Raw genomic sequence first — 24,240 nt, 5'->3', positions numbered from 1 at the left:
GTCAGTCGAGACGACAGCCGTCGGCATCGAAGGCAGCGAGCACGGTGGCGCCGAGCCACCAGGTGTCCAGGTCGTCCTCGCAGGCGACGGCGTAGGTGCCATCACCTTCGTGAACGACGTAGCGCTCCTGCCCAGACCGCCGGGCGCGTGCCGAGGCTTTCGCGCAGGCCTGCTCAAAGCTCAGGTGGTCCAACGTGGCCATGGGCACCTCAGGCGGCATGGAACAGCGCCACCTGTCCAGGTGTAGCGACTCCTTGACGAGCAGAAGGGGCCGTCTCAGGCAGCAGGCCATGGCGGACTTGCTCCGACACCCAGGACATGAAGTCCTGCGGCAACTCGATCCGCAAGGCGGACACGGGACCGGCGCTGGCAGGCCTCACGAGTGCCTGGACCGTCTGCAGGTGCGCGAGCACCGTCAGCATCCAGTGGTCCAGCAGCGGCACCGGTGACAGCTCCTGGATCATTCGCCAGGCCTGTGCGGCTTCATGGGCGGCTTGGTGACCTTTGGGCCAGTCGCCTTGCAGGTGTTCCAGCAGCCAACCCGAGCCGGTGGCTGGATCGATTTTGAGCAGCGTCGGATCGAAGATCCAGGCGTGGAGCAGATTGCCGAGCAGACCCGATCGCGGCAGGCGTCCGGTGATCTTGTCCAAGCGCGCTGGATCGCCTACCAGAACCCGCATCACCTCGGCGCGCGAAGCGGGATCCTGCAGGGTCAGATCGTCTACACCGCCCTGGTCTGGCCGCTGATGAAGCCGCGCCATGAGCTGCTGGATCGAGGTGTCCCGGCCATAGACCGAGAGGAAGAGCATTTGGGAGCGATGGTCGGCGACGAGCGCGTCGACAAACACGTCCGACTGTTGTTCGAGAACGAACATGAGAACCTCCAGGTTTGAAGTGGAGGCGGGCTCCCGCGCCAGGCGGGAGAACCCGCCTGGCGGCAGTGAGATGAACGATCAGATCAGGCCGCGTTCAGCCATGGAGCGGTGTCCGCTGGCGCCGACCACGACGTGGTCCAGAACGCGCACGTCGACCAGCGCCAAGGCTGACTTGAGGGCCTGGGTCAGGTGCTCGTCCGCGCGGGACGGCTCCAGGCTGCCCGAGGGGTGGTTGTGCGACAGGATCACGGCGCCAGCGCCATGGGCCAGCGCCCGCTTGACCACTTCCCTCGGGTAGACCGAGGTCTGTGTCAGCGTGCCCCGGAACATCTCCTCGATCGCGATCAGGCGGTGCTGGGCGTCAAGGAACATCACGACGAAGGCCTCGAAGTCATAGCCCTCGAAGTGCTGGACGAGGTAGGTCCCCACATCCGACGGCGACGTCAGATGGGGCTTGTGCCGCAGATCCTTGGCGGCCTGGCGCACGAGGAGTTCGCGTGCGCAGCTCATCAGGCTGGCGAGGGCCGCACGCCGATACTGAGGCGTGCAGCTGTAGCGCGGCATGACTTCCGCGCAGGTACTGGCTGTGGCCGCGTGCAGGCCGCGGGCACCGGCCAGCAGCAGATCTTCAAGGAGGTTGTCCGACAACCCTTTGGGATGCGAAATCATGATGGGTCCTTTCCATAGACGAAGTCGCTGCCACTGGGCAGCTGTGTTCAAGAGGAAGACGGCTGGCCAGCCCTGGGCCGGCCGGCAGCCTGTCTCGCGCTAGATCGATGCGCTTTCGAACTGACCGTCGGCCTGGTAGGTCACTCGCCGGTTGCCCGTTGAGAAGACCTGGTCCAGATAGACCTGCTCAAACATCTCGGGAGGAACCGAGATGCCCAGCTCCGTCAGCTTGGCCTGGAAGAAGTCCAGGTCCAGCTCAAAGGCGTTCGGCTCGTCGAGGTTGACGTAGAGGTAGTCCTCCTGGTCCGGCCGGGGATCGTCTCGCTCCACCACCATGAAGAAGTGGCCGAGTGGTCGGTCCCAGCCCAGCAGGACGGTGACAGCTTCACCCTGGCGCTGTGTGCTGAAGTAGTGCTGGCTCATCGTGTGGCTCCTGATGGGCTCTGGCGCGCCGTCTCGGCACGCTGCAAGCTGTTCAAGTCCAGTTGATCGCTGGTCTTCGCAGGCTGATCAACACCTTCCAACATCACGGCGAACTCCACTTCACCGTTGGCATAGACCGTCGCACCCACCGTGAGCACGGCAGGCAGCGGGACATCACAGTCACAGCTGAGCTGCGCAGAGGTCTTGAGTGACCAGTCGCCGATCTCGTCGGCCTGCAGGATCAGCAGGGTGTTCCACAGGTCAAAGAGCCTGCGAAGAACCACCTGATCCAGAGAGATCGCAACGCAGATCGGCAGCGCTGATTCCTCAGGCTGAGAGAACGCCAGCAGGGAGTGAACCTGCAGCGGTGCATGGAGTGGCTTGGGGTAGCGCAGATCGATCATGTCGGTGCTCCTGGCGGTATGGACGTAAGCGGCCAATGCCGAAGTGACACCTTCAGGTTGCCCGCCTACCGGCGGGTGCTTGGGGGGTGCATTCACGGTGACTCCTTTCGGGATGAAGAGGGCCGTGCATCACCCTCCCCGTCGGGCTGGTGAGCCCGGCAGGGACAAGTTCTCGATCGAACCCCCACGCAGGCAGTGCCGGGTGGGCAACTGCCTGCGGCCGCACTTCTCAGGAGGCCTGTGCGTTCGTGGCGACGGTTACGCCGTCAGCGGCTCGTATCCCCGAGCAACGGGTAGGGAATCAGCTCTGCAGGCCTAAACATCAGGCCTGCAAGGCACCACAGGGGCTTTCTGAAGGGGTCGGGGTGCGACGCCTTCAAAAAGCCCCCTGGGCGGGGATCGCGGAGCGACCCGGCTCAGGGGAAACCCACCCGGAGGTGGGCAGGGAGGATGCGAATCAGCGCCTTGCCAGGATCTGGCCAGTGCCTACTGGATCGTCACGATCTGGCCCAGGGTCACGCCAGGCGTGAGATCAAGGCCGCGGATCACCGTGACGAAGCGGTCGACAAGCACACGGGTCTCGGTGATCGAGCCGTCCTCAGCCGTCTCGGTCAGCACCTGGGTGTCCTTCACCTTGTGGGTGCGGCCCTTGACCAGCAAGCGGCGGCCTGCCTCCGACGTCACGACGCCAGAGACCTGTCCGGCCGCCAGCGCCAGTGCCAGGTGCCAGTCGGTCATCGCGCGCAGCGGTGGCCGCATATCACCCAACCTGGGCTTCATGTGCAGGTCGAATCTTGGCCACAAGCTGTGCCTGGCCAGACCGCCATCAAGCTCGGCGCGAAGTTGACGGGCATCCAGGCGAACCACGGTCATGTTGAACTCATCGCCCGGCCTGATCGCCGGCACCTCATAGGGTTCTGTCGGCCAGGTCTGGGGCAGTTCGCGCTGGTCGTCGCCGGCAGCAAAGGCCACAAGGCGCTTGACGATGCCTGCGTCCGGTGTGGAGGGTCGATGTTTGCGTCCCATCACCACGCACTGCTTGAACTGCTGCTCAGGCGCCAGGTGGACGCTCACGTCTTCGAAGTGGCGGGCTATCAAGGAAGACAGCTCCTGGTCCAGCACGTAGTACGGAACGATCAGTACCAGGATGCCGCCCGGCTGCAGGAGGTTGAACGTGCGCCGGCAGAAAATCTTCTCGTGGCGCAGGCGACCCACCGGGCGATCCCCTGAGCCGACGGCATCGGTCACCAGGTCTCCGTAGGGCGGGTTCAGGAAGAGCAGGCCGAAGCTGCGGTCCGTCATGCGCACTTCGTGCACGTCCGCGTGAGCGACGGTGCCGAGCACAGACTTGGCATGCCAGGCGCGTTCTTCATCCAACTCGACGCCGTAGCTGCTCACCACCGCGCCGCAGGACTGCAGGTGTTCGCTCAAGGCCAGCAGTGCAGCGCCCTCGCCGCAGCACGGGTCGATGATGCGAACAGGCTCCGGTGGACCATCCAGCGCGGCGGCGATGCGCGCGAGCGTGTCGTTGTCAGTGGGGAAGTACCCGTTCTTGATGAAGTTCTGCGCGATGCGCGGGAAGATCAGGGCCATGGGGCAACTCCGAAGGAGAGGGACCCCAGGGCCTCTCGGGCGCTGAGGCCCGGTGGGCAAGAGGAGGGCGCCGACCAGCGACGCCAGGTGGACACTACGCTGCCAGCGGCAAGGTCGGTCGCGCGGTGCGCTCGACTCTCCAGCCGGCACTTTCCAGATGCCACAGCAGGCCCATTGGCAGCAGGTCCATCGTCGACGGATCCAGCAGCGCAGCGCCGATGGCCTGGTGGATGGGCCGGACATGCTGGGCATGCGGCTCCAGGGCCTGGGCGAGTAACGCAAGATCAGCGTCGTCGGCATCGGACTGCCAGCTCAGGTAAGCACGCCAGAAGGCTTGCCGATTGGCTTCGATGGACAAGGTCGGTGACAAGGCCACGGGGGCGCGCAGCGGCGTCGCGGCCAGATCAATAGGGCGCATCGGGCATCTCCGATAGAGAAACTCAGGCGGAGTGCGTCCCTGCAGGGGACGAACGCCCCTGATGGGTGAAGAAGAGGGCCGAGGACCGAGGCACCAGGGCCTCGGATCGCTCGGCAAGTCATGACATCGGCGGGGAGCCTTGATCAACGCATGACGACGTAGACCGCCGTGGCCGCCAGAAGCGCAAGCACCTCGGGCTGAGCCAGCAACGCACGGCGCAGGGCGCCGAGGTGCAGACAAAAGGCCTGGACCACCGAACGCAGGCCGCGCGATTGCTCGCGGGCCTTCGTCAGGGCCGCCTGAGCGGTTGCATAGGCCACCGCCTGGCGCTTGAGCGTGATCTTCGCGCGCAGGTACAGCGCGAAGGCGTCCACGTCGATCTTGTCGCTGTGCAAGTCCTTCGGGCAGTTGTCGAAGTGATCGACGATGGCCTTGGCCACCTCGAACTCGTCGATGTGCTCCACGAAGTACTGCCACATGTCCATGGTCTCGGCGTCGCCAGGGGCGGTGCCGGCCAGGAGCACGGGGGACGTGGCCAACGATTCAGCGTGGTCAGGGATGACGACGCCGTCGAGGCCCGTGATGGGAGGGAAGTTCATGGTGCGTCTCCAAAAGAAATGGGGACGCACCAAACCCCAGGCTGGGGATGGATGACATCCCCACGAGGGTTGATGAGAAGAAACTCCAGGTCGACAACTTGGGGCTGCCGATCCACCGTTCTTGCAGGAGCCTACCGGTGTTTGAGGGCGTGGCGTCACGAGCCACAGTCGGACCGATTGAGTCGGTCAGGCGGGAAACGTCTCGATTCTGTTCTTCAAGCCCTCGTCAGGTCAAGACCGATCGTCGAAGGGCTTGAAGAACCCGGCGTCCAAGAAAGGCCTCACTGAAAGGCCAGCCGGGTGCGCCGCGGGTGCGACGTGTCAATGATCAGAGCGTTGGGTCCAGTGGCCCGTGTCCAGAGCGCGCTGCGCCTGTTCACGCTGGGGCCAGTACTCCTGCGATTCGCGGGTGTAAGGCCCCTCGTCGTTGTAGGTGCCCAGGTAGAAGCCGGCAGCGCTGTAGCAGATCTCCAGCGGCAGGTCCTGCCCCGAGCGCTGGGCCAGCAGTCCGAGCGGTGGCCGCTGGGCCTCGCCCTGCGTTTCAGGTGCAGGGCGTGACACGGTCGGCGACGCAGGCCCGCTCAGTGTGAGGGCATGCTGCAGCAGCGCTCCGCGCAGCTGAGTCCAGTGCTCCCCGAGTGGCGCCATCGCGGCGTCGGGCAGGCGATCGAGCAAGGCAACGGCGTTCTGGGCCAGGTCAGCAATCTGGGCCATCCGCACCAGGTGGGTTTCCACCATCCTCTGGCCCTCTGCCGTGGCGTGCAAATGTGCGGCCAGCAACAGCCGAACCGCTTCGTCCCAGCTGCGCAGGCCGAGGTCGATGGTGCTAAGTTGCTCGCCAGCGCGGACGTGGGCTTGGCCGCTGATGGTGACGTGATGAGGGTGCATGGACATCTCCTTGTCAAAGAAAAAGGTGGCCGCACCCCATGTCCGGGGTGAACGACCCCGGGGGTGGTTGAACGATCACACTCCAGGCACCTGGCGGCGCCCGCGAGCCCTTTCAGGAGCCAGCTCGCGTGTGGGCGCGTCGTGACGTGACGCCTTCGGACCGAAACCGACGGTCGGCGGTAGAGAAGCGCAAAAGGTTCCTTCAGGGCTCCATCCACTCGTGGTGAGAGGCGCAAGCACTCAAGGAACCCGGCCAATGGACCGGGCTCAGGATCGACTACGTCTGCTCTACCTGCTGGCCCATCCCCAGGCCCGCGTGCGGCGTGTCCGAACTCGCAGACGACGGACACCACTTCGATCCTCTTCACCGCTGCAACAGCAAAACGGCACCACGCATGGGGGGCGTGGCCACCCAGGAATCATTTACCGCCAGTACTGCGCGGGCTTGCCGAAGCGCCCCGTTAGGCGCTCTGGAAAGCCCGCACGAGGCGGGCGTTGGAGCGATCGAGCCTTGTGGGCTCAGACAGCTCAGACTGGCACGTCGCTGGACCAGGTCTGGCTCTTCACGTCGAAGGTGTAGCCCAGCGCCTTGAGCCGGTCCCGCTGCTGCCGGAACTGCATGCGATCGATCGTCGGGTCGAGCTTCATGGCTTGCCGCTGTTCCAGCAGCGGGTACAGCTCAGCACCGAACAGGGCCTGGTCGTCGGGCGCGGGCTCATCCGCCGGTGCAACGCGAGGCCGTCGTGCTGCAGACGGACTTCCCTGGTCAACGGCTTCGACAGTGGCGGCTCGCTCGTCGCGGGGCGGCGTGGGATCCGCAGGATCGGGCTCAGGCGGCAGCGCCGTGTGAGCAGCGTCCGGCGTCTCATCGGCCTCGTCGATGTAGATCGCCTCCACGTTCGCACGGACCTTGACGAAGACCTTGCCGCGCCAGGAGAACGAGTCGGGCTCGATCCACTTGATGACGAACTCGCCGGTGTATTTGCCGGGCTCGAACTCTTCGATCAGGGCGTCCTTGACCTCGAACTCACCGATCTCGGTGCACAGGTCGCCAATGTTGAACTCACCCTTGCGGCCGCGTTTGCGCGTGACAACGAGAGTGCCTCGGACTGAGATGGGCATAGCTAAGCTCCTTTGGGGCTGAGATGAAGCCTCGAAGGACGTGCCAGGCCCCTGGCGGGACTGGGGGTCCCGCGAAGCGGTTGGGGATCTGTGCCGGCTTGGCTGGCGAGCTGGATGTGCCGTTCCTGGAGAAGACCGCGCGAGGCCGAAGCCCCGCGGTCCAGGAAGCACGGTGCCTGCAGGGTTCAGCCGCAGGCGATTCGGCGGTTGGCCAGAAGGCGCCGCCATGACGAGACCCGGTTGAGCCGGGAAGCTTGCATCAATCGCACTCCAGGCCGTCAGCCAAGGCTGTCGGTGCACCGCTCTTGCAGGAGCCTTGCGGTGTCAGGGCGTGCGTCTTGGGAAAACGCACAAACCAGGCGCGGCTTGATTGCCAAGAAGCCGCCACTCGGGAACAAACGTGAAACCTTGGCTTTCTGCACCGGCGGCCCGCGCCGGTCTAGAAAGCCGCCCCTAGGAAGGGGCAGGCTCAGGGAGGCTGGTCAGTGGCTTGAAGTTGACCGCCGTTCACGATCGACGCGCTTGTCGGTCCAATGGACCCAGTACGCGACGGCCGCGGCGATGGCGATCATTCCCCAGCCGATGACGACGGAGGCGATTTGCTGCTCAGTGCTCATCTTCGGGCTCCTTCAAAATCCAGACGGCCAGAGCCTCGAAGACCACGAATGCCAGGATGGCATGCGCGAAAACGAGGTACTGACCTGCTGACCATGCAGTGTAGCCAACCACCGCGAAGTACGCGATGGCGGCCTTGTCGATCACCCCGGCAACGTGTTTGCGTTGCTCGGGATTCAGCTTACGCTTCATCAGGCCTCGGCCGGTTCGTGCCGCTGGGCACCACCGGCCTGGGCCGACTCATCAGCGCGTTGCGCGCGCTCGACCACAGGGATCTCCACCTTCTGGCCGTCGACCTTCGCAAAGGTCAACTGCAGCAGGCGGGCCTTGAGGCCTTCGCGCTGGACCACCTCGCCGGTTTGGCTGTTGGTGAACTCGTAGAAGTCAGGCTTGGGGTCACCGGCACGGAAGCCGACGATCACCTTCTGCTTGGCCTTCACCGCGTCCTCCAACTGCTTGACCGCTTCGAGCGCTTGCTTGCCGACGATGCGGCAATCGATCGAGACGTACTCGACAGCTGTGGACTCGCCCATCATCGCGTTGATGGTGCACGCCAGGTAGGCGGGCCCCTTCTTCGGCGTGACGGAACGAACCCGGTTGAGGTAGCCGACACCCTCGACGATCAGGTTGAACATCGAGACGGTTTGGGCTTGTGCTTCAGGCATGGTGCATCTCCAGTGACAAGAAAGGGGACGCACCCAGCCCCGCCGGGGATGGATGACATCCCCAGGGGGTTGATGGAACTGAACTCCAGGCTGCCGGCTTGAGGGCCGGCAGGTCCACCGCTCTTTCAGGAGCCTTTCGGTGTCTGGGCGTGGCGTAACGTGCCACGGTCGGACCGATTGAGTCGGTCAGGCAGGGAAACCTGGTTCTTCAAGCGCCCGGTGCAGTACTCAAGCGCTTGAAGAACCCGGCCTCAAGCCGGGGTCCACAGGAAGTCACAGACTCGCCTCGGCAACGAGACGACGCACTTCCATGATGCGATCGATGTCACGCTCCGAAAAGCGCGTCAGTCTGCGACCGATGAGGTGATACCACCACGCGGTCTCAAAGGGGACGCCGGCGGATGCCATGCGTTCGGGCGTGGCCTCATCGTGGCCAGGGAGGACGGCAGCGTGTGCCATGGGGGCTCCTGTGTGCGCGGGCGACATTGCCCCCCGAGGACACACACGGCGGGTGCGCTCGGGGGCAATGCCACTCGGCAAGAGGAGATTCAACTCCCGAGTCCGGGCCTGACGGCTGGACCCCATCGCTATTGCAGGAGCCTGACGATGTTGAGGGCGTGGCGTTTCGTGCCACTACCGGGCTGCAGGGCAGCCAGCAAGCAGATGGATTGTGAGCCTGCTGGCGGGCCAACGTCAACCGGCCATATTGCCCAACCAAGTGTGAGCCCAACCGCGACACAGATGAGGGCGTGGCCCGCCGGGATCGGGCCCTTCCCGAGCCGGCCACTGGGCCCTGACTACAAAATAGGATGGTGTGACATCCGACTCTGACATTGCGGATTCAGCAGAAGAAGGGCGCTTCATGGGCCAAACTAGATCAAAGGAACTGGTCAAGATCAGTATCCGCTGCAAAGCGTGGCAGCGAAACCTGATCAGCCAAGCGGCCGACCGTTTAGGCTGCACCCGTTCGGACTTCGTACTTGAATCGGCTTGCCGGCGGGCCGAAGAAGTGTTGCTGGACCAAACCTTCTTCGCGCTTGATGCCAAGGGCTTTGCTGCCCTTCAGGCCATGCTCGACCAGCCGCTCGCGCCCAATGACTGCCTGCGCCGCACCCTGAAGGCGCGCTCACCCTGGGGCACTACCGCCGCGGACGCATCCGTAGCTTCCGACGGCGAACGCATGAAGTGACTGGGAAACGCTCTCGGCGAATCGTCCGCTGGGTGTTTGGCAGATACGGCGAGCACGCAAGTACCAAGCTGGCCTACTCGCAGTCTGTGGCTGCTTGATGCAGTACATTTGCAGTCCCGACAAGAGGACGCCATGGCTGCCAGCAAGACCGCCACTCTAACGCTTCGCATCGGACCAGAGATCAAGGAAGCGCTGCAGCGGGCTGCCGAGTTGGAACACCGCTCCATCGCCAACATGGTCGAGGTGATGATCCGCGAGCATTGCAGGGTCAAGGGCATCGCCACAGATGCGTCCACCAGCAACAAGCGCGCGGCCAAGGGAGCCTCTTCGTGATCAAGACCGTCAAGCAGGCCTGCCGCTTCAGCGCGGCCATCTACGACTACCGGATGAGCCAGGGTATCGAGAACCTGGCCGACCTCATTCACGACGCCGGGGATGGGCGCGAGTTCTTTTCGCGCAACTTCGTCACCCACGGCATGGCGCAGTTGTTCCGCGAGGGCCTTCTGCGACTGTCTGGAAAGTCGGATCAAGCGGTATTCGAATTGACCCAGGCGATGGGCGGCGGCAAGACGCACATGATGATCGCGCTGGGACTGCTGGCGCGCCACCCGAACCTGCGGCAGGAAGTACTGCCGGCCGACCTGAAGGACCGTATCGACTTCGGCCAGGCACGCATCGCAGCCTTCAATGGCCGCAACACGCCCGACAACTACATCTGGGGGGATATCGCCACGCAGCTGGGCGAGCCCGAAGCGATCAAGCCCTACTGGGCCAACGGCCCGAAGTCCGTCGACCAGGCGAAGTGGAAAGAGATCATCGGCGACAAGCCGACCCTGATCCTTCTTGACGAGTTGCCGCCCTACCTGGACAACGCTAGCACCCAGGTCTTCGGGCAAGGCACCCTGGCGAACATGGTGGTGTTCTCGCTGGCCACCCTGATGAGTGCGGCGCTGGAACTGCCCAATTGCTGCATCGTCGTCGCCAACCTGTCTGGCAGCTACCAGGCGCAGACCAAGGCGTTGACCGACGCTATCTCGAACCTTCAGCAGGAGACGCGCCGTCAAGCGATGACGATCACTCCGGTACAGCTGGCCGGCAACGAGATCTACGAGATCTTGAAGACACGTCTCATCGACGAGATGCCCAGCGAGCGCGTCATCTCCGACGTGGCCGAGGAGTACGCACAACAGGTCAAGAAGGCCGAGGACGCAGGCTACATCGTCGCGGCCAGCATCGAGCAGATTGCCGAACAGGTCCGGGAGACCTACCCTTTCCATCCATCTTTCAAGCACCTCGTCGCCCTGTTCAAGGAGAACGAAGGTTTCCGACAGACCCGCGGGCTGATGCAGTTCACCGCGCGGCTGCTCAAGAGCGTGGCGCAGCGCGAAGACGATGATGTCCACCTCATTGGCGCCCAGCATCTCGCCCTCAACGATGACCAGGTACGCGACGAGATCGAGCGCATCGCCCCCAAGCTGCTGCCGGCAGTCACGCGGGACATCGCTGACAAAGGCAACGCAATCGCCGAGACCATCGACGCCGAGCTCGATACCGACGCATCCCGCCAGGTGATGACGCTGCTGCTGGCGTCGTCGCTGTCCCGCGCAGTGGGCGGTCGCATCGGACTTTCAGAGAGCGAGGTCATTGAGTTTCTCGCCGCACCTGGCCGCAAGCCCGACGAGTTCCTGCAGGTCCTGCAGAGGCTGCGCGAGCAAGCCTGGTATCTGCACCGCGAGGACCAGCGTCTCTTCGTCAAGGAGACCGAGAACCTCTCGCGCCAGATCGAGCGCAACGCCAAAGAGGTGCCACAGCCCAAGATCGACCAGGCGCTTATTAACCGGCTCACCGGCATCCTCCAGCCGGACAGGCGACAGGCCTACCAAGACGTGCAGGTGCTGCCCCGCCTCGACGAGATCCGCCTGAGCGGCCCACGCACCCTCATCGTCATCAAGCCGGACGGCAAGGTCCCGCCCAGCGAGTTGCAGAACTTCTTCGACTACCAACAGGAGAAGAACAATCTGCTGGTGCTGACGGGGCAAGACAGTCACTTGGCCGACGCTGTGGAAGACCGCCTGCGTGAGCTCTACGCCATCGAGCAAATCCACAAGCGCCTGAAGGCTGGCGACACCCTGTTCGAGGAGGCGCGTGACCGGCTCGAAGAAGCGGAAGGCCGCTTTGCCAAGGCGCTCTCCGCTGCCTACAACCGGGTCTACTTCCCGAGCTCCGATCCCATCGACGGCCGGCACTTCCTGGCCAACGTCACCATCGACAACGGCCTCAAGCTCGGCAAGGGCGAGCAGTCCGCCGAGGCTCAGATCGAGACGCTGCTGGCCAGCCCGCGCGCCAACTACAAGCTGGCCGCCAACCTGACAGACAGCTTCGGCGAATACTTCGCCATGGCGGAAGAAGTTCTGTGGCCTTCGGGCAAGGACAACCGCCGCACGCCGTGGAAAGACGTGGTCGCGCGTGCCAAGAGCAACCCCGACTGGCCCTGGATGCCTGGCTCAGGTGGCATGGACACGCTGAAGACCGAGGCCCTGAAGCAAGGCCGCTGGCGCCTGGGTGAAGACGGGTACATCGAGAAGGGGCCGTTCCCAAAGGACAAGACTACGGTCAACGTGTCGGTCATTGGCACCCAGCCTGACACGGGCGCCACCATCCTGAGTCTCACGCCGCGCCACGCGGGCGAAAGCCCGGTGGTGGTGTACGCCACCCGCCCCGAGGGGCTGGTGAACGGGCAGTCAGTCGAGGACCTCGACAGTTTCACCACGACGGAAGGCACGCTGTACTTCCTCGCCCGAGACACCACGGGCCACTATGAGACCGGCACGCCCGTTCGCTGGACCGCCGAGCTGAAGATCCGCCACCAGGTGGAGCCCGCCGCCGACAAGCGCCGCGTCACGTTGGCGTGCGCGCCCAAGGCCACGCTGACCTACACGTTGGACGGCTCCAACCCGCGCGACGGCTTGGCCTACGAAGGGCCGTTCGAGATTGGCGCCACCGCAGCCCGACTGCTCGTTCATGCCCGCGCCGGCGAGGCTATCAAGACGGCAGACTTCCACATTCCGGCCAGCGGCGACAAGACCGTCCAAATCAACGACACCAAACCCGTCAAACTGCAACCCAAGCGCATCAGCCTGGACACCACCGACCGCGTGTTTGGTGTCATCAACCGTTTCCGAGATCTACCTGGAACTCTTTTCAAGGGCGTGCGCATCGAGATCGGTGAGGGAGAGAATACTGTGACCGTGCGCTTCCAGGAGCGCGAGGTCACTGCCAGCGTGATTGAGGGCGTGATCAACAGCCTGCGCCGGCTGCTGGCCGAAGACCAAGCGCCAGTGGTCGTGAACGTCAGCGACGGCGCCCACTTCGACACCGGCTTCGCAGCCAAGGAGTTTGCGAAGCTGGTGGGACTGGAGCTGAGGCCCGGTGACGTTGTCCAGGAGGACTGAATCGATGGCAAAACCCAGGCCCACCCGCACTGCCGCAGCGCTCAATGCCAACGTCACGGCGTCCGCAACCACCTCGAGCGGAGCATTCGCTGATGTACGGCCGACACTGGGCTTCGGAGTGCCAGCTACCTCGGACCCGCATCACTTCAAGGTGTTTGTCCCGCGTAGCAACACCGCTCCCGTGCAGCTGAGCGAGTACCTCGGCCTGCAGGCCCTGAGCAACGAGCACTCTGTGATTGATCGGGCGGTGCTCGACCGGGCGCGCTGGACCGCCATTCGCGCCGAAGCGCAACGCGCCTTCAATGCCCGTCTCGGAGCGCACCACCTTAAGCCCAGCGCCTGGAAGGCTGGCGACAACCCAGTCGATCGGCTGCTGGGCAAGGAGCTGTGCGTGTTGGTCTGGGCGGTTGAGCACATGGAGATGGAGAAGATCCCCGTCGCTGTGCGCAACTGGCTCGCGCTGCGCCCCGAAGAACGTTGGTGGCTTTTCGGCATGACCGCGATGAGCACCGGCGGCATCGGAGACGGTGACAAGGGTTGGCGGTTGGCCCTGCGCCATGCGCTGGGCGACGTGGCGCAGAGCGAGCTGCTGTCACCGCGCGCGCGCCGCGCGCTTGTCACCCGTGACAGCGGTGTCGTGGGCCAGCGGCTGACGCTCGACCTTTTCAGCGACGGTACGGAATGACCGCTCAGGAGCTGCTCGAACGCCTGCAGCTGCTCGACGAAACCGAGCGTATCGAAGCCAAGGCGGGCTCCGACGTGGGCAAGTCGGTCATGGAAACCGTCTGTGCCTTCGCCAACGAACCCGGCATGGGCGGCGGCTGGCTGCTGCTGGGCGTAGTGCGCGAGGAGATGGCGCTCTTTCCCGGCTACTCGGTGGAGGGCGTGGAGCAGCCCGAGCGCGTGGGCACCGACCTCGCCACCCAGGCGGCCAGCATGTTCAACCAGCCCGTGCGGCTGGAAGTGCGTACCGAGCAGCTCGAAGGCAAAGTGGTGCTCGTGGTGTTCGTGCCCGAGGCGGCACCGCAGGACAAACCGGTCTACCTGAAGGCCCAGGGCCTGCCGCGCGGAGCCTTCCGCCGCATCTGCAGCACCGACCAGCGCTGCACCGAGGACGACCTGATCGCGCTGTACCAGGCCCGCCAGGTGGAGAGCTTCGACTCCGGCCTGGTGCCCGACACCACGCTCGACGACCTGTCCCCCGAAGCCATCGCCGACTACCGCGTCGCCCGCCGCGAGGCCAACCCCGACGCCGAAGAGTTGCGCTGGTCCGACGAAGAGCTGCTGCAGGCCTTGGGTGCCGTGCGCCGCAACGCGCAGGGGGCCTGGCAGCCCACAGTGGCCGGCCTGGTGCTGCTGGGCAAGCCCGTGGCGCTGCGCCGTTGCTTCCCGATGACGCGCGTGGACTACATCCGCGTGCCCGGCCGCGACTGGGTGCCCGACCCGGACCGCCGCTTCGACACCGTCGAGCTGCGCGACCCCTTGTTCCGCCTGATCCGCCGCGCACAGGCCGCCATCCTTGACGACCTGCCCAAAGCCTTCGGCCTGGCCGAGGGCGAACTGCAGCGGCAGGACAGCCCACTCGTCCCCCAGCGAGTGATCCGCGAAGCCGTCGTCAACGCGCTGATGCACCGCAGCTACCGGCTGCAGGCGCCGGTGCAGATCATTCGCTACAGCAACCGGCTGGAGATCCGCAACCCGGGCTTCTCGCTCAAGTCGCCCGATCACCTGGGCGAACCCGGCTCGGTACCGCGCAACCCCAAGGTGGCCGCCGCGCTGTACGACACCCGCTTTGCCGAGACCAAGGGCAGCGGCGTGCGGGTGATGCGAGAGATGTGCGAGCGCGCCGGCCTGGCGCCGCCGCTCTTCGAGTCTGACCGCGGGCAGGACCAGTTCACGCTGCGCCTCTTCTTCCACCACTTCCTGGGGCCGGACGACCTGGCCTGGCTGGCGCGGTTCAAGGAGCTGCAGCTCTCCGAGGCCGAGGCGCGCGCGCTGGTGGTGGCCCGCGAGGCCGGGGCCATGGACAACCAGACCTACCGCGAGATCAACAAGGTGGACACCCTGGCCGCGAGCAAGGCGCTGCGCCGGCTGCGCGACGCCGGCCTCTTCACCCAGAAGGACCGCGGATCGGCCACCTGGTACCAGCCCACCGCCCGGATGCTCGGCCGCAATGACCATGATGGCGGCCAGGACGGCGCGGCCCAGAATGCCGGAGAACTTGCTGCCCAAGGCTCGGGCAGGACCGGCTTGTCTAGTAACCCCCTCGGCTTATCTAGTAACCCCGGCGCCTTGTCTAGCAACCTCAGCTCCCAGGACAGTAACCCTCGACAACCCGAACCTCGGGATGACCCGCTGGCCGACCCGCGCCGCCAGGCCTTGCTGAACGAGCTGCCCGGCGGCCTGGCCGCCCGGGTGGGCGCCATCGGCCAGCGCCGCCCGCCGCAGGAGGTGCAAGACCTGGTGGTAGCGCTCTGCGAACTGCGCCCCTGGCGGGCCGAGGAGATCGCGGCCCTGCTGGGCCGCAACGCTGAGACCGTGCGCCAGAACTACCTGCGCCCGCTGCTGCGCGCCGGCCGGATCGCTATGACCCGGCCCGACAAACCCAATGACCCGGACCAGGCCTACCGTGCCTGAAGCCGCCGCATGACCAACCGCCCCAACCTCACCCCCGGCGCACTGCGCGACACACCGGCACTGATCGAATCGGTGTTCCCGGTGCAGAAGGTCTCGCATGAAGCTCAACGCGAGCGGAAGGCCAACCTCTACCAAACGCTGACCGGCCTGGGGTCCTACTGGAAGGGACGCAAGCCGTTGATCCTTGTAAGGGCCATCGTGCTCGGTGTGCTGCTACCGCAGACCGACGACGCCGAGCGGGACCTTGACGTTTTCGAGAAGCTGATGGGCTTTGACCCAGAGGGCTTGGCTCGCCGGGCGTTTGTCGCTGACGGCGTGAAGCCACACGATATGGCCAAGCGCATCTCTTTGGCTAATCCATGGGCCTTCTTCACTGCAAAGGTGAAGGGCGAGGAGCCAGAGGAGGGGCAGCTGGCGTACTGGACCTTCCCGCTCGATTGCGATGAGAGAGGCATCACGCTGCGCTGGCGGCGCGACATCGAACCTGAACAGAAGTTGGAGCTGTATCGCCGCTACATCGCAACGCTAGATTCGTACGAGCAACGCTCGGATCTGGGCAAGCGGCCGGAGGAGGTCGACGACGAATGGCTGTTCGAGCCGATCTGGGCCGATGTGAACCGGCACTACGCGCACCTTGGGATCGACGCCCGCAGCATCCCCGAACTCGTAGGGCAGCTGGGCCAGCTCCGCTACGGCCGACGTGCGCGCGTGGGGGACACCTTCGCCGGTGGTGGCTCCATCCCTTTTGAAGCAGCCAGGATCGGTTGCGATGCGTTCGCGTCGGACCTGAATCCCATCGCCTGCATGCTCACCTGGGGTGCCTTGAACATCGTCGGCACAGACGCAGCCAGGCACGCCGAACTCGAGCGCCAGCAAAGGGCAGTTGCCAAGGCGGTCAAGGAGTCCGTTCGCAAGCTGGGCATCGAGCGCGACTCATCTGGCAACCAAGCCAAGGTCTATCTGTACTGCTTGGAGACACGCTGCCCCGAGAGTGGCTGGCTCGTACCCCTCCTGCCGTCACTGGTCATCTCCAAGAACGGTAACGTCATCGCTAAGCTCGTTCCGAACGAGGCGGAGCAGCGCTTCGACATCCGAGTCGTCAACGGTGCATCAGCAGCAGAGATGAAGGCCGCTGCAAACGGCACCGTGAGGGACGGGGCCCTGGTCTACGAGCTGAACGGCAAGACCTACCGCATTCCCATCCGTACGTTGCGGGGCGACTATCGCGACGCCGATGGCACCACCCAGAACAAGCTGCGCCGATGGGGACGTGAAGACTTCGGCCCGCTCCCGGGCGACACGCTTCAAGAGCGGGTGTACGCGATCCAGTGGATCGACGGCACGACCGTCTCAGACCCACGCCCCCGCACCTACTTCGCGGCGCCAACGGACGAGGACCTGGAGCGCGAAGCTGAAGTGCAGCGAATCGTTGCGCGCAACCTGGCGGCGTGGCAAGCCGAAGGGATCGTGCCCGACATGGTGATTGAGGCTGGAGACGAGACCGCCAGGCTTGGAAGGGAACGCGGTTGGACTCACTGGCATCACCTCTTCAACGCACGGCAGCTGCTCCTGTACGCCGAGCTGCGCAGGCACGCGACAGCAGAGCTCTGTCTCAAGGCATGCCAGATGATCAACACCAGCGCCCGCCTCACCCGCTGGTCCACTGGCGACGGAGACGGCCGCAGCGGCGGCACCAAGCAGGTGTTCGACAACCAGGCGCTGAACGTTCTCTACAACTACGGGTGCCGGGCTTCGAGTTGCCTACTTGACCCACTGGACGGCGAGAACGCCCATGCGCCCATCCCCGCGGGCGTCACCCACACGCTGCGGAACCACCCCGCACACGAGGTCTCCGAGGCCTGCGACCTCTGGATCACCGATCCACCCTACGCGGACGCTGTCAACTACCACGAGATCACCGAGTTCTTCATCGCTTGGCTGCGTCGCAACCCACCGGCTCCGTTCGACTCCTGGGTGTGGGACTCCAGGCGCGCGCTGGCCATACAAGGCTCTGGCGAAGACTTCCGCCGCAACATGGTGGCGGCCTACACCGCGATGGCGACACACATGCCCGACAACGGCATGCAGTGCGTGATGTTCACGCACCAGGACACCGGTGTCTGGAGTGATCTCGTTGGCATCTTCTGGGCCGCGGGGCTGCAGGTGGTGGCAGCCTGGTACATCGCCACCGAGACCACGTCCGAACTGAAGAAGGGCGGCTACGTGCAAGGCACGGTGACGCTGATGCTGCGCAAGCGCCCGGCCGGTGACCGGCCTGCCTTCAAGCAGCGCCTTCTGCCCGCCGTGCGGCAGGAGGTGGATCGGCAGATCCGGACCATGATGCACCTGAACACCGCGGTGAAGGCCCACCACGGCGAGCCTGTGTTCAACGACTCCGACCTGCAGATGGCCGGCTACGCCGCGGCACTGAAGGTGCTGACCGGCTACACCCATATCGGAGGCGAAGACGTGACCAGCTTCGCGCTGCGCCCGCGGGTGAAGGGCGAGTTCACGGTGGTGGACGAGATCGTTCAACAGGCCGCCGAAGCGGCCAGCAACCTGCTGGTACCCGAGGGCTTGGCGGCAGACACCTGGGGCAAGCTGTCCGGCATAGAGCGCTTCCTGCTGCGCATGATGGACATGGAGACCACGGGCGCCCGCAAGCTGGACAACTACCAGAACTTCGCCAAGGCCTTCCGCGTGCAGGACTACGCCCGCGTGATGGCCAGCATGGCGCCCAACGAGGCAAGGCTGAAGCAAGTGACCGAGTTCGCCTCGCGCGACCTAACCGACAGCACCGAGCTCGGCGCCACGCGCCTGGGCCGGCTGGTGATTGCGCTGCAGCAGATGCGCGCCGACCTGGAGCCGCAGACCATCATCAGCCAGCTGCAGGCCGAGATGCCCGACTTCCTGGAAGCCCGCCCGCTGCTGGTGGACCTGCTGGCCTTCGTGGAGCGCAACGCTTCCGAGGTCGATGTGCGCACGGCAGCTGAGGTGCTGGGCGCCCGGCTGAAGAACCAGCGCTTCGGGATCTGAGGGCGACAACGTCATGTCCATCCGGCGGTTCTCGTCACGCACGCACCGGCTGGACGCCAGCTTTCTGCTGGAGCACCTGAAAGGAGCGCACAGCTACCGGCGCATCGCGGGCTACTTCACCAGCTCGCTGTTCGAGGTGGCGCACGAGCTGCTGGAGGGCATTCCTCACGTCCGCATCGTCTGCAACGTCGACATCCACCCCGACGACCTGAAGGTGGCTCAGCTGCGCGAGGCCCGCATGATGGGCCGCTGGAACGAGAAGGCCATCGAGGCCGAGGCACTGCTTAACCGCGACCGCTACCGCCGACTGGATGCCTTCCTGCAGCGGCACGGCCAGGCGGTGCGCGTGGCGCCCGACAGCGTGTGCGGCTTCGTGCACGGCAAGGCCGGCGTCATCGAGCTGGCCGATGGGCGCAAGCTGGGCTTCATCGGCTCGATGAACGAAACCCGCAGCGGCTGGCAGCGCCACTACGAGATCCTGTGGGAAGACGAGTCTCCCGAGGGTGTGGCCTGGATCGAGAGCGAATTCGACTTCCTGTGGAACGCCTCGCGCCCTCTGCCCGAAGCGGTGATCCGCGAGGTGCACCGGCGGGGCTACCGCCGCGAGGTGGTGTTCGACGAGATCGACGACGAAGGCGACGTGGCGCCGGCCGCGCTGATCGAGTCGCCGCTGTACCGCGAAGGCCTGGCCCTGCAGCCATGGCAGCAAGGCTTCGTAACCGAGTGTCTGCGCCACCACCAGATGCACAAGGTGGTGCGCCTGCTGCTGGCCGATGAGGTGGGCCTGGGCAAGACGCTGTCACTCGGCACCGCAGCGCTGACGCTGTGCCTGCTGGCCGACCGTGAGCAGCAAGCCCGGCGGCCGGTGGTGATCTTTGCGCCGGCCACGCTGTGCGAGCAATGGCAGACCGAGATGCTGGACAAGCTGGGCATTCCGTGCGCGCGCTGGGACACGGTGCGCAAGGTGTGGCTCGATGATCAGGAGCGGGCCATCTCGCCCGCGGGCCGTGAGCACATCGCCCGTTGCCCACTGCGCATCGGCATCGTCTCGACCGGGCTGATGATGCGGCAATCGGCCGAGAAGCAGCACCTGCTGGGCCTGCGTTTCGGCCTGGTGATCCTGGACGAGGCACACAAGGCCCGCACGCGGCAGGGCTTCGGTGCCGACGCGGGCACGCCGAACGAGCTGCTGGCCTTCATGCGCGAGATCGCGGCCCGGTCGGAGCATGTGCTGCTGGGCACGGCGACGCCCATCCAGACGCAGCCGCAGGACCTGTGGGACCTGATCGGCATCCTGCACCAGGGGCGCGGCAACTTTGTGTTGGGCAACGACTTTGCGGCCTGGCACCGGGCCGGCGAGGTGCTGGAGATTCTGTCCGGCCGGCAGGAGGTGACTTCCGCCGAGCATGCGTGGGAGCTGCTGCGGTCCCCGCTGCCGCTGGTGGACTCCACGCGCGAGCCGCGCGCAAGGCGGCTGTTCAGTGCAATCCGCCAGGACCTGGGGCTGGTGAACGGCGAGACCCAGACCGCCCGGTCGTTGGCCGACCTGAGCGAGGACACGCGCGAGATCCTGGAAGACGAACTGCACCGTCAGGTGTCCGGCGCCACCTTCTTCCAACGCGAGAACCCCTTGGTGCGCCACGTGGTGCTGCGCAAGCGCGTCAGCCTGGAGGACGCCGGCCTGCTGGCCCGGGTGGGCGTGGACGTTCACCCTGATCGCCAGCTGATCCGAGAGCCCCACGGCTTCGATGCCTTGTTCGAGGCCAAGGCCCTGCGCACCAGCGAAGACTTTCGGGAGGCCTACCGTGAGGCACGCGCCTTCGGCAAGGCCTTGAGCGCGCGTGGCCAGGGTCGCGCGGGTGGCGGCGGGTTCATGAAGAACCTGGTCGAGCAGCGCATCTGCTCGTCCATCCACGCGGGCCTGAACACGGTGCGAGCGCTGCTTCAGGGCCAGACACTGCGCGACGAGGAAGACGAGGGCGACGCGGAGCTGGCCGTTGAAAACACCGACGAACGCGAGGCCCTGGAGCGGCTGCTGAACCGGCTGGAGCGGATCGCGTCCGACCCCAAGCTGGCGGCACTTCTGTACTACCTGGACCGCGAGAAGTGGCTGGAGCTGGGCGTGATCATCTTCAGCCAGTACTACGACACCGCGCGCTGGGTGGCGGAACAACTCGCACAGCGCTACCCCGATGAAGCGATCGGCCTTTACGCCGGTGCGGGCCGCAGCCGGCTCTACCAACGTGGCGACAGTGTGTCGTGCGAACGCGAGACGCTGAAGAAGATGGTGGCCGAGCACCAGATCCGGATCATGGTGGCCACGGATGCGGCCTGCGAAGGCCTCAACCTTCAGACCCTGGGCACGCTGGTGAACGTCGACCTGCCCTGGAACCCGACGCGGCTGGAGCAGCGTATCGGCCGCATCAAGCGCTTCGGCCAGAAGCGTGACACCGTGGACATGCTCAACCTGGTCAACGAGCAGACCGTCGACGAGAAGATCTACGACCGCCTCTCGGACCGCATGCGCGACCGCTACGACCTGTTCGGGTCCGTCCCGGACACGATCAAGGACGAGTGGATCGACGACATCGAGGCACTGGGCCTGAAGATGGACGAGTACATCAACGTCCAGCGCGAGGCCACCGGCTTCGACCTTCGCTACACCGCCACGATGGCGCCGCCAGAAAAGGACTGGCGCGATTGCACGGCCGTTCTGTCGCGGCGCGACTTCGCCCAATTGATGACAGCTGCCTGGAGCTGACATAGACCGTTGTCACGCCAGGGCGCCCGAGTCACCGCCTGGCAAGAAGAACACAAGTCGAGGCAAGGCGGCTTTCAAGCGTAGCTGAACGCGCCGCGACCGTTCGTGGCCCATACGCGCTTTTCGCAAGCTTGGCATCGCCGATCTGAGCGTGTCGACAGCTGGACCGGGATAGCCTCTGCTGGAATTTCAGCCAAGAGGACTTGCGCACGAGCGCGATACGAATGATCGAGTCCGCCAAACTGTGCGGGCCAACCGGTGTCGAAGGGCTGTCCTGCGGGCCGTCCGCCATGTTGTCTGCCGCCTCGGCCTGTGTCAGCGGGGCCTTGCTGGATCTGGGTGCTACGCGATCCAAGCCAGCACAGACTGCCAAGTGGTCAACCCCTGCGCGCGGTCTTCGTCCCCAAGCTGTATCACGAGACGATTCCACGCAACCGGACCCAAGCCGTCCAGCCCAATAGGGGCGGCAGCCTCCAAGCGCGCGCGCTCTGCGTCGACCTCACCAACCTGCATCGACCAAGCGCGCCCCAGCAGGTTCAAGTAGCCGATACGCGCTTCACGGAACTGCGACGCTTTTTGGCCGGGCCGCAACACCAAGCCCAATACGCCAGCGAGCGCGAGAACGGCTCCGGCTACTGCATTGGCCAAGTTGGACTGCGCCAGGAATGTCGCCACCGCCGCTGAGCCACCGATGGCACTGACGAGGCTCAACGCCGTGTCGATTCGGGTCCAGAAGCGCTCATTCAGCTCACCGTAGATCACAGCGTAACGCACATCAGAAACGGCGGCGCCAAGCTCTCGGGTGGCGGAGGTGGTGGGCATCGAGCGCTACTTTCTGTCACGTCGAGGGTGGCGGTGGCGGTGGCGGTGGCGGTGGCGGTGGCGGTGGCGGTGGCGGTGGCGGCGGTGGCGGTGGCGGCGGTGGCGGTGGCGGGCTCGGCGGTGGAGGCGCTGGCGGGTTCCAACTCCTTCTTTCGATGCCAACTGTCCCTGTGGTGAGTATGCGCTTGTTCAACTTCTCCTCCGATTGCTTGATGGACTGAGAACCGCGGTCGCGGGAGTCAATGATCGCCGAGGTCAGTGCGTACGGTCCGACTGAGCTTCAAGGTCAGCCAGCCACCGATCAGCCAGCGGGAAGTGCCGGCCGCCGTGCCGCAGGTGGTGCCGGTACCACTCTGCCGCGATCGTCGTGGCGGTCTGCCGGTCGAGATCCTCCTCGGGGATGCCGCAGGCCTCAGCCGCGGCTCGGATGGGCTCCATCAGGAAGTAGAAGCGCCCGCGCATGTCCTGGCGCAGCCAGATGTCGGGCCACTCGAAGGCAGCCGGCGGGGTGAAGACGTAGGGCATCGCGCGAGCGTCGCGCGGCGGCACGGCGGTGTGAATCCCCCTGAAGGGGGGGATGTAGTTCTATATGTATGCCTACCCTAAAATCAACGATTCCCTCAGTGTATTAGCGCAGTCTGAATTGAACATTCTGTCCCGGTAGTAACTCGTCCACTTGTTATGGCAGATCGACCTGAGGGCCTTTTCTGTCTCGGCCTTTGTTAAGTGAAAAGCCGAGGCGGCAAAATGCGTCTCCCCACCTGATCCCAAGATTGATTCTCCTCCGAGGCGTCGTACGTTCGTTTCATCGAACCCGAACCCCAGAAAGCAAATGGCATCTGCACGGGAAATGAGCGCCTGTGCTTCGGAGAACGTATCGCTGCCGTCACGTCCTTCAGGGATTACCTGAATCCCCTGCATTGCACGAAAGAGGAAACGCGTGTCCATTGGGTTGCTGTGCGCACCGTATTGAACAAAGGAAGGGTCGTCAGGGTTTAGCGAGCCTAGTTGCCCGTAGGCGTGCACGATGGGAAACTCCTTCATCAGCACCTCCACCTCGTTTGGAGTCTTTCCGTGGCGATATTGCAGGGCCGTCGACAAGGCAAATTCAAGCGACCTATCGTAGTTGAACGTGACAAAAGATATTCTGTTCTGGTTCATCTGATCCCATGGAGCGTCCATTGCGTGCAAAAGGTCTGAAAACCAGCGTCCCGGCGCCAGACCTTCGTAAATAACCCCCGGTTGTTCCAGCTTAAGTATTTGGATCGCTATCGCGAGTTTTCCCAGGTCGGAGAACTCACTTCTACGAGCCAAGAAGGCGTCTATGCTTTTCGCTTGCGAGCGGTTGAACGAAAAAAGGAATTCGTCAGCTCTGTTATTCCTTGCACGGGAATCCTCGCTTATAGGAACCATTTCGAGTTCAGATGCCTTCATGGCCCTGATGAGCTTGGTCAAATCTAAACCGCTCGGAAAGCCATACGGAATGCTCGCTCCTGCACCTAGGATCAGGACAGTTTTCCTGGTAATCAAGATAGGACCCCTACTTGCAAACAGTAATAATTTTGCACGACTGTGGGGGGCCCTGGCTCATCGTCGGCGCCGGGATCGCGCTGCCAGCCAGCGCACCCTCGCTCAGGCATCGCCCGCACCGCGGAGTGGTTCGGGCGGGTGCACCGGCCGGCGGGCCCGCCCCATGCCCAACCTCCCCAGGCTGAGCAGTGCCAGCAGGGGCGGTCGGGCGCCTGAAGAGTGGGACGGATGTGGGCTGTGTCCATCCGGCGATGGTGGCGCGCCAGTGGCTCAGGGCATGAGCTAGAAATCGCAACCCATGCGGGCGGCTATGCTGAGCAAGTGGCCTGCATCTTCTCGAACCTCGCGCTCAAGCGAGATCATTTCCTCCTCGGGGATGGTGATGCCTTTCTTGTCGTGCCTGATGACAGCCCGCGGCGTGTTCCGCCCATCGGCGCTGAAGGTGTACACGATCAGTAGAGGGTATTGAGCGGCCGCCCGCCGCCTCACTCTACCAACCGCCCATAGACGATTGCGTGAAGCGCGTCCCCAGATTGGTCTTG

25 protein-coding genes and 1 pseudogene are annotated in these 24,240 nt (G+C 64.8%); 8 read left to right on the top strand and 18 right to left on the bottom strand.

Annotation, left to right across the window (positions count from 1 at the left end; translation table 11 throughout):
- Position 1: 1 nt before the first annotated feature.
- The 14 genes and pseudogenes from KAK06_RS16100 to KAK06_RS16040 all read right to left on the bottom strand — a co-directional run bounded on the left by KAK06_RS16100 (position 2) and on the right by KAK06_RS16040 (position 8,730).
- Entirely contained in the window at positions 2–202 is a 201-nt protein-coding gene (locus KAK06_RS16100; RefSeq protein WP_210803144.1) for a hypothetical protein, read from the bottom strand.
- A 7-nt stretch (positions 203–209) separates the two neighbouring features.
- Positions 210–875, bottom strand: a complete 666-nt coding sequence (locus KAK06_RS16095; protein ID WP_210803143.1) for a hypothetical protein — start codon at positions 873–875, stop codon at positions 210–212.
- A gap of 78 nt (positions 876–953) precedes the next feature.
- Positions 954–1,409 (bottom strand): annotated as a pseudogene (locus tag KAK06_RS16090) (JAB domain-containing protein); the annotation flags it as partial.
- 234 nt (positions 1,410–1,643) lie between these two features.
- Positions 1,644–1,967: a hypothetical protein gene (locus tag KAK06_RS16085; RefSeq protein ID WP_210803141.1), complete on the bottom strand. Its 324-nt coding sequence runs from the start codon at positions 1,965–1,967 to the stop codon at positions 1,644–1,646.
- Positions 1,964–2,371, bottom strand: a complete 408-nt coding sequence (locus tag KAK06_RS16080) for a hypothetical protein (RefSeq protein ID WP_210803140.1) — start codon at positions 2,369–2,371, stop codon at positions 1,964–1,966. The genes KAK06_RS16085 and KAK06_RS16080 overlap by 4 nt, the downstream gene beginning before the upstream one ends.
- Before the next feature lie 486 nt (positions 2,372–2,857).
- Complete coding sequence (locus KAK06_RS16075; RefSeq protein WP_210803139.1) at positions 2,858–3,964, bottom strand: DUF6094 domain-containing protein; 1,107 nt, start codon at positions 3,962–3,964, stop codon at positions 2,858–2,860.
- 94 nt (positions 3,965–4,058) lie between these two features.
- The gene (locus tag KAK06_RS16070) at positions 4,059–4,382 is read right to left on the bottom strand and encodes a hypothetical protein (RefSeq protein WP_210803138.1); all 324 of its coding nucleotides are present in this window, start codon (positions 4,380–4,382) and stop codon (positions 4,059–4,061) included.
- 143 nt (positions 4,383–4,525) lie between these two features.
- A complete protein-coding gene (locus KAK06_RS16065; RefSeq protein WP_210803137.1) occupies positions 4,526–4,981 on the bottom strand; it encodes a hypothetical protein in 456 nt (151 codons plus the stop codon).
- Between the two features lie 321 nt (positions 4,982–5,302).
- The gene (locus KAK06_RS24235; protein WP_247652913.1) at positions 5,303–5,869 is read right to left on the bottom strand and encodes a hypothetical protein; all 567 of its coding nucleotides are present in this window, start codon (positions 5,867–5,869) and stop codon (positions 5,303–5,305) included.
- Between the two features lie 528 nt (positions 5,870–6,397).
- A complete protein-coding gene (locus KAK06_RS16055; protein ID WP_210803136.1) occupies positions 6,398–6,991 on the bottom strand; it encodes a DUF3275 family protein in 594 nt (197 codons plus the stop codon).
- Positions 6,992–7,473: 482 nt separating this feature from the next.
- Positions 7,474–7,608, bottom strand: coding sequence for a hypothetical protein (locus KAK06_RS24430; RefSeq protein ID WP_256441162.1), 135 nt, complete (start codon positions 7,606–7,608; stop codon positions 7,474–7,476).
- On the bottom strand, positions 7,598–7,798 hold the full coding sequence (locus KAK06_RS16050) for a hypothetical protein (protein WP_210803135.1): 201 nt from the start codon (positions 7,796–7,798) through the stop codon (positions 7,598–7,600). The genes KAK06_RS24430 and KAK06_RS16050 overlap by 11 nt, the downstream gene beginning before the upstream one ends.
- Positions 7,798–8,241: a DUF3577 domain-containing protein gene (locus KAK06_RS16045; protein ID WP_210803134.1), complete on the bottom strand. Its 444-nt coding sequence runs from the start codon at positions 8,239–8,241 to the stop codon at positions 7,798–7,800. The genes KAK06_RS16050 and KAK06_RS16045 overlap by 1 nt, the downstream gene beginning before the upstream one ends.
- Before the next feature lie 303 nt (positions 8,242–8,544).
- On the bottom strand, positions 8,545–8,730 hold the full coding sequence (locus KAK06_RS16040) for a hypothetical protein (protein ID WP_210803133.1): 186 nt from the start codon (positions 8,728–8,730) through the stop codon (positions 8,545–8,547).
- A 355-nt stretch (positions 8,731–9,085) separates the two neighbouring features.
- On the opposite strand from KAK06_RS16040, the gene KAK06_RS16035 reads away from it, so the two are divergent.
- The 7 genes from KAK06_RS16035 (at position 9,086) to KAK06_RS16005 (ending at position 21,346) form a co-directional block, all read left to right on the top strand.
- A complete protein-coding gene (locus tag KAK06_RS16035) occupies positions 9,086–9,460 on the top strand; it encodes a type II toxin-antitoxin system TacA family antitoxin (RefSeq protein WP_310740767.1) in 375 nt (124 codons plus the stop codon).
- A gap of 132 nt (positions 9,461–9,592) precedes the next feature.
- Positions 9,593–9,793: a type II toxin-antitoxin system antitoxin gene (locus KAK06_RS16030; protein ID WP_210803132.1), complete on the top strand. Its 201-nt coding sequence runs from the start codon at positions 9,593–9,595 to the stop codon at positions 9,791–9,793.
- Positions 9,790–12,912, top strand: coding sequence for an anti-phage-associated DUF499 domain-containing protein (locus KAK06_RS16025; RefSeq protein ID WP_210803131.1), 3,123 nt, complete (start codon positions 9,790–9,792; stop codon positions 12,910–12,912). The genes KAK06_RS16030 and KAK06_RS16025 overlap by 4 nt, the downstream gene beginning before the upstream one ends.
- A 4-nt stretch (positions 12,913–12,916) precedes the next feature.
- Positions 12,917–13,597 (top strand): anti-phage-associated DUF3780 domain-containing protein, encoded by a 681-nt coding sequence (locus tag KAK06_RS16020; RefSeq protein WP_210803130.1) that lies wholly within the window; start codon positions 12,917–12,919, stop codon positions 13,595–13,597.
- Entirely contained in the window at positions 13,594–15,549 is a 1,956-nt protein-coding gene (locus KAK06_RS16015) for a DUF8451 domain-containing protein (protein ID WP_210803129.1), read from the top strand. Before KAK06_RS16020 ends, KAK06_RS16015 begins: the two co-directional genes overlap by 4 nt.
- A gap of 9 nt (positions 15,550–15,558) precedes the next feature.
- Positions 15,559–18,585 carry an anti-phage-associated DUF1156 domain-containing protein gene (locus KAK06_RS16010; protein ID WP_210803128.1) on the top strand — a complete coding sequence of 1,009 codons (3,027 nt, stop codon included), beginning with the start codon at positions 15,559–15,561 and terminating at the stop codon, positions 18,583–18,585.
- Between the two features lie 13 nt (positions 18,586–18,598).
- Positions 18,599–21,346, top strand: a complete 2,748-nt coding sequence (locus KAK06_RS16005) for a phospholipase D-like domain-containing anti-phage protein (RefSeq protein WP_210803127.1) — start codon at positions 18,599–18,601, stop codon at positions 21,344–21,346.
- 342 nt (positions 21,347–21,688) lie between these two features.
- Here the strand turns inward: KAK06_RS16005 and KAK06_RS16000 are convergent, their stop codons facing one another.
- Positions 21,689–22,168 (bottom strand): hypothetical protein, encoded by a 480-nt coding sequence (locus KAK06_RS16000; RefSeq protein ID WP_210803126.1) that lies wholly within the window; start codon positions 22,166–22,168, stop codon positions 21,689–21,691.
- Positions 22,169–22,195: 27 nt separating this feature from the next.
- On the opposite strand from KAK06_RS16000, the gene KAK06_RS15995 reads away from it, so the two are divergent.
- Positions 22,196–22,345 (top strand): hypothetical protein, encoded by a 150-nt coding sequence (locus KAK06_RS15995; RefSeq protein WP_210803125.1) that lies wholly within the window; start codon positions 22,196–22,198, stop codon positions 22,343–22,345.
- A gap of 78 nt (positions 22,346–22,423) precedes the next feature.
- On the opposite strand, the gene KAK06_RS15990 is transcribed toward KAK06_RS15995, so the two are convergent.
- The 3 genes from KAK06_RS15990 to KAK06_RS15980 form a co-directional block, all read right to left on the bottom strand.
- Positions 22,424–22,693, bottom strand: a complete 270-nt coding sequence (locus KAK06_RS15990) for a hypothetical protein (RefSeq protein WP_210803124.1) — start codon at positions 22,691–22,693, stop codon at positions 22,424–22,426.
- A gap of 72 nt (positions 22,694–22,765) precedes the next feature.
- Entirely contained in the window at positions 22,766–23,602 is an 837-nt protein-coding gene (locus KAK06_RS15985; protein ID WP_210803123.1) for a hypothetical protein, read from the bottom strand.
- A 378-nt stretch (positions 23,603–23,980) separates the two neighbouring features.
- A complete protein-coding gene (locus tag KAK06_RS15980) occupies positions 23,981–24,148 on the bottom strand; it encodes a hypothetical protein (protein ID WP_210803122.1) in 168 nt (55 codons plus the stop codon).
- Positions 24,149–24,240: the final 92 nt, after the last annotated feature.

Origin of the sequence: Ideonella aquatica, from assembly GCF_018069755.1 — a bacterium.
GTDB lineage: Bacteria > Pseudomonadota > Gammaproteobacteria > Burkholderiales > Burkholderiaceae_C > Ideonella > Ideonella aquatica.
Note: the sequence above shows the minus strand (reverse complement) of the source record. Positions and strands in the feature narration are given on the sequence as shown.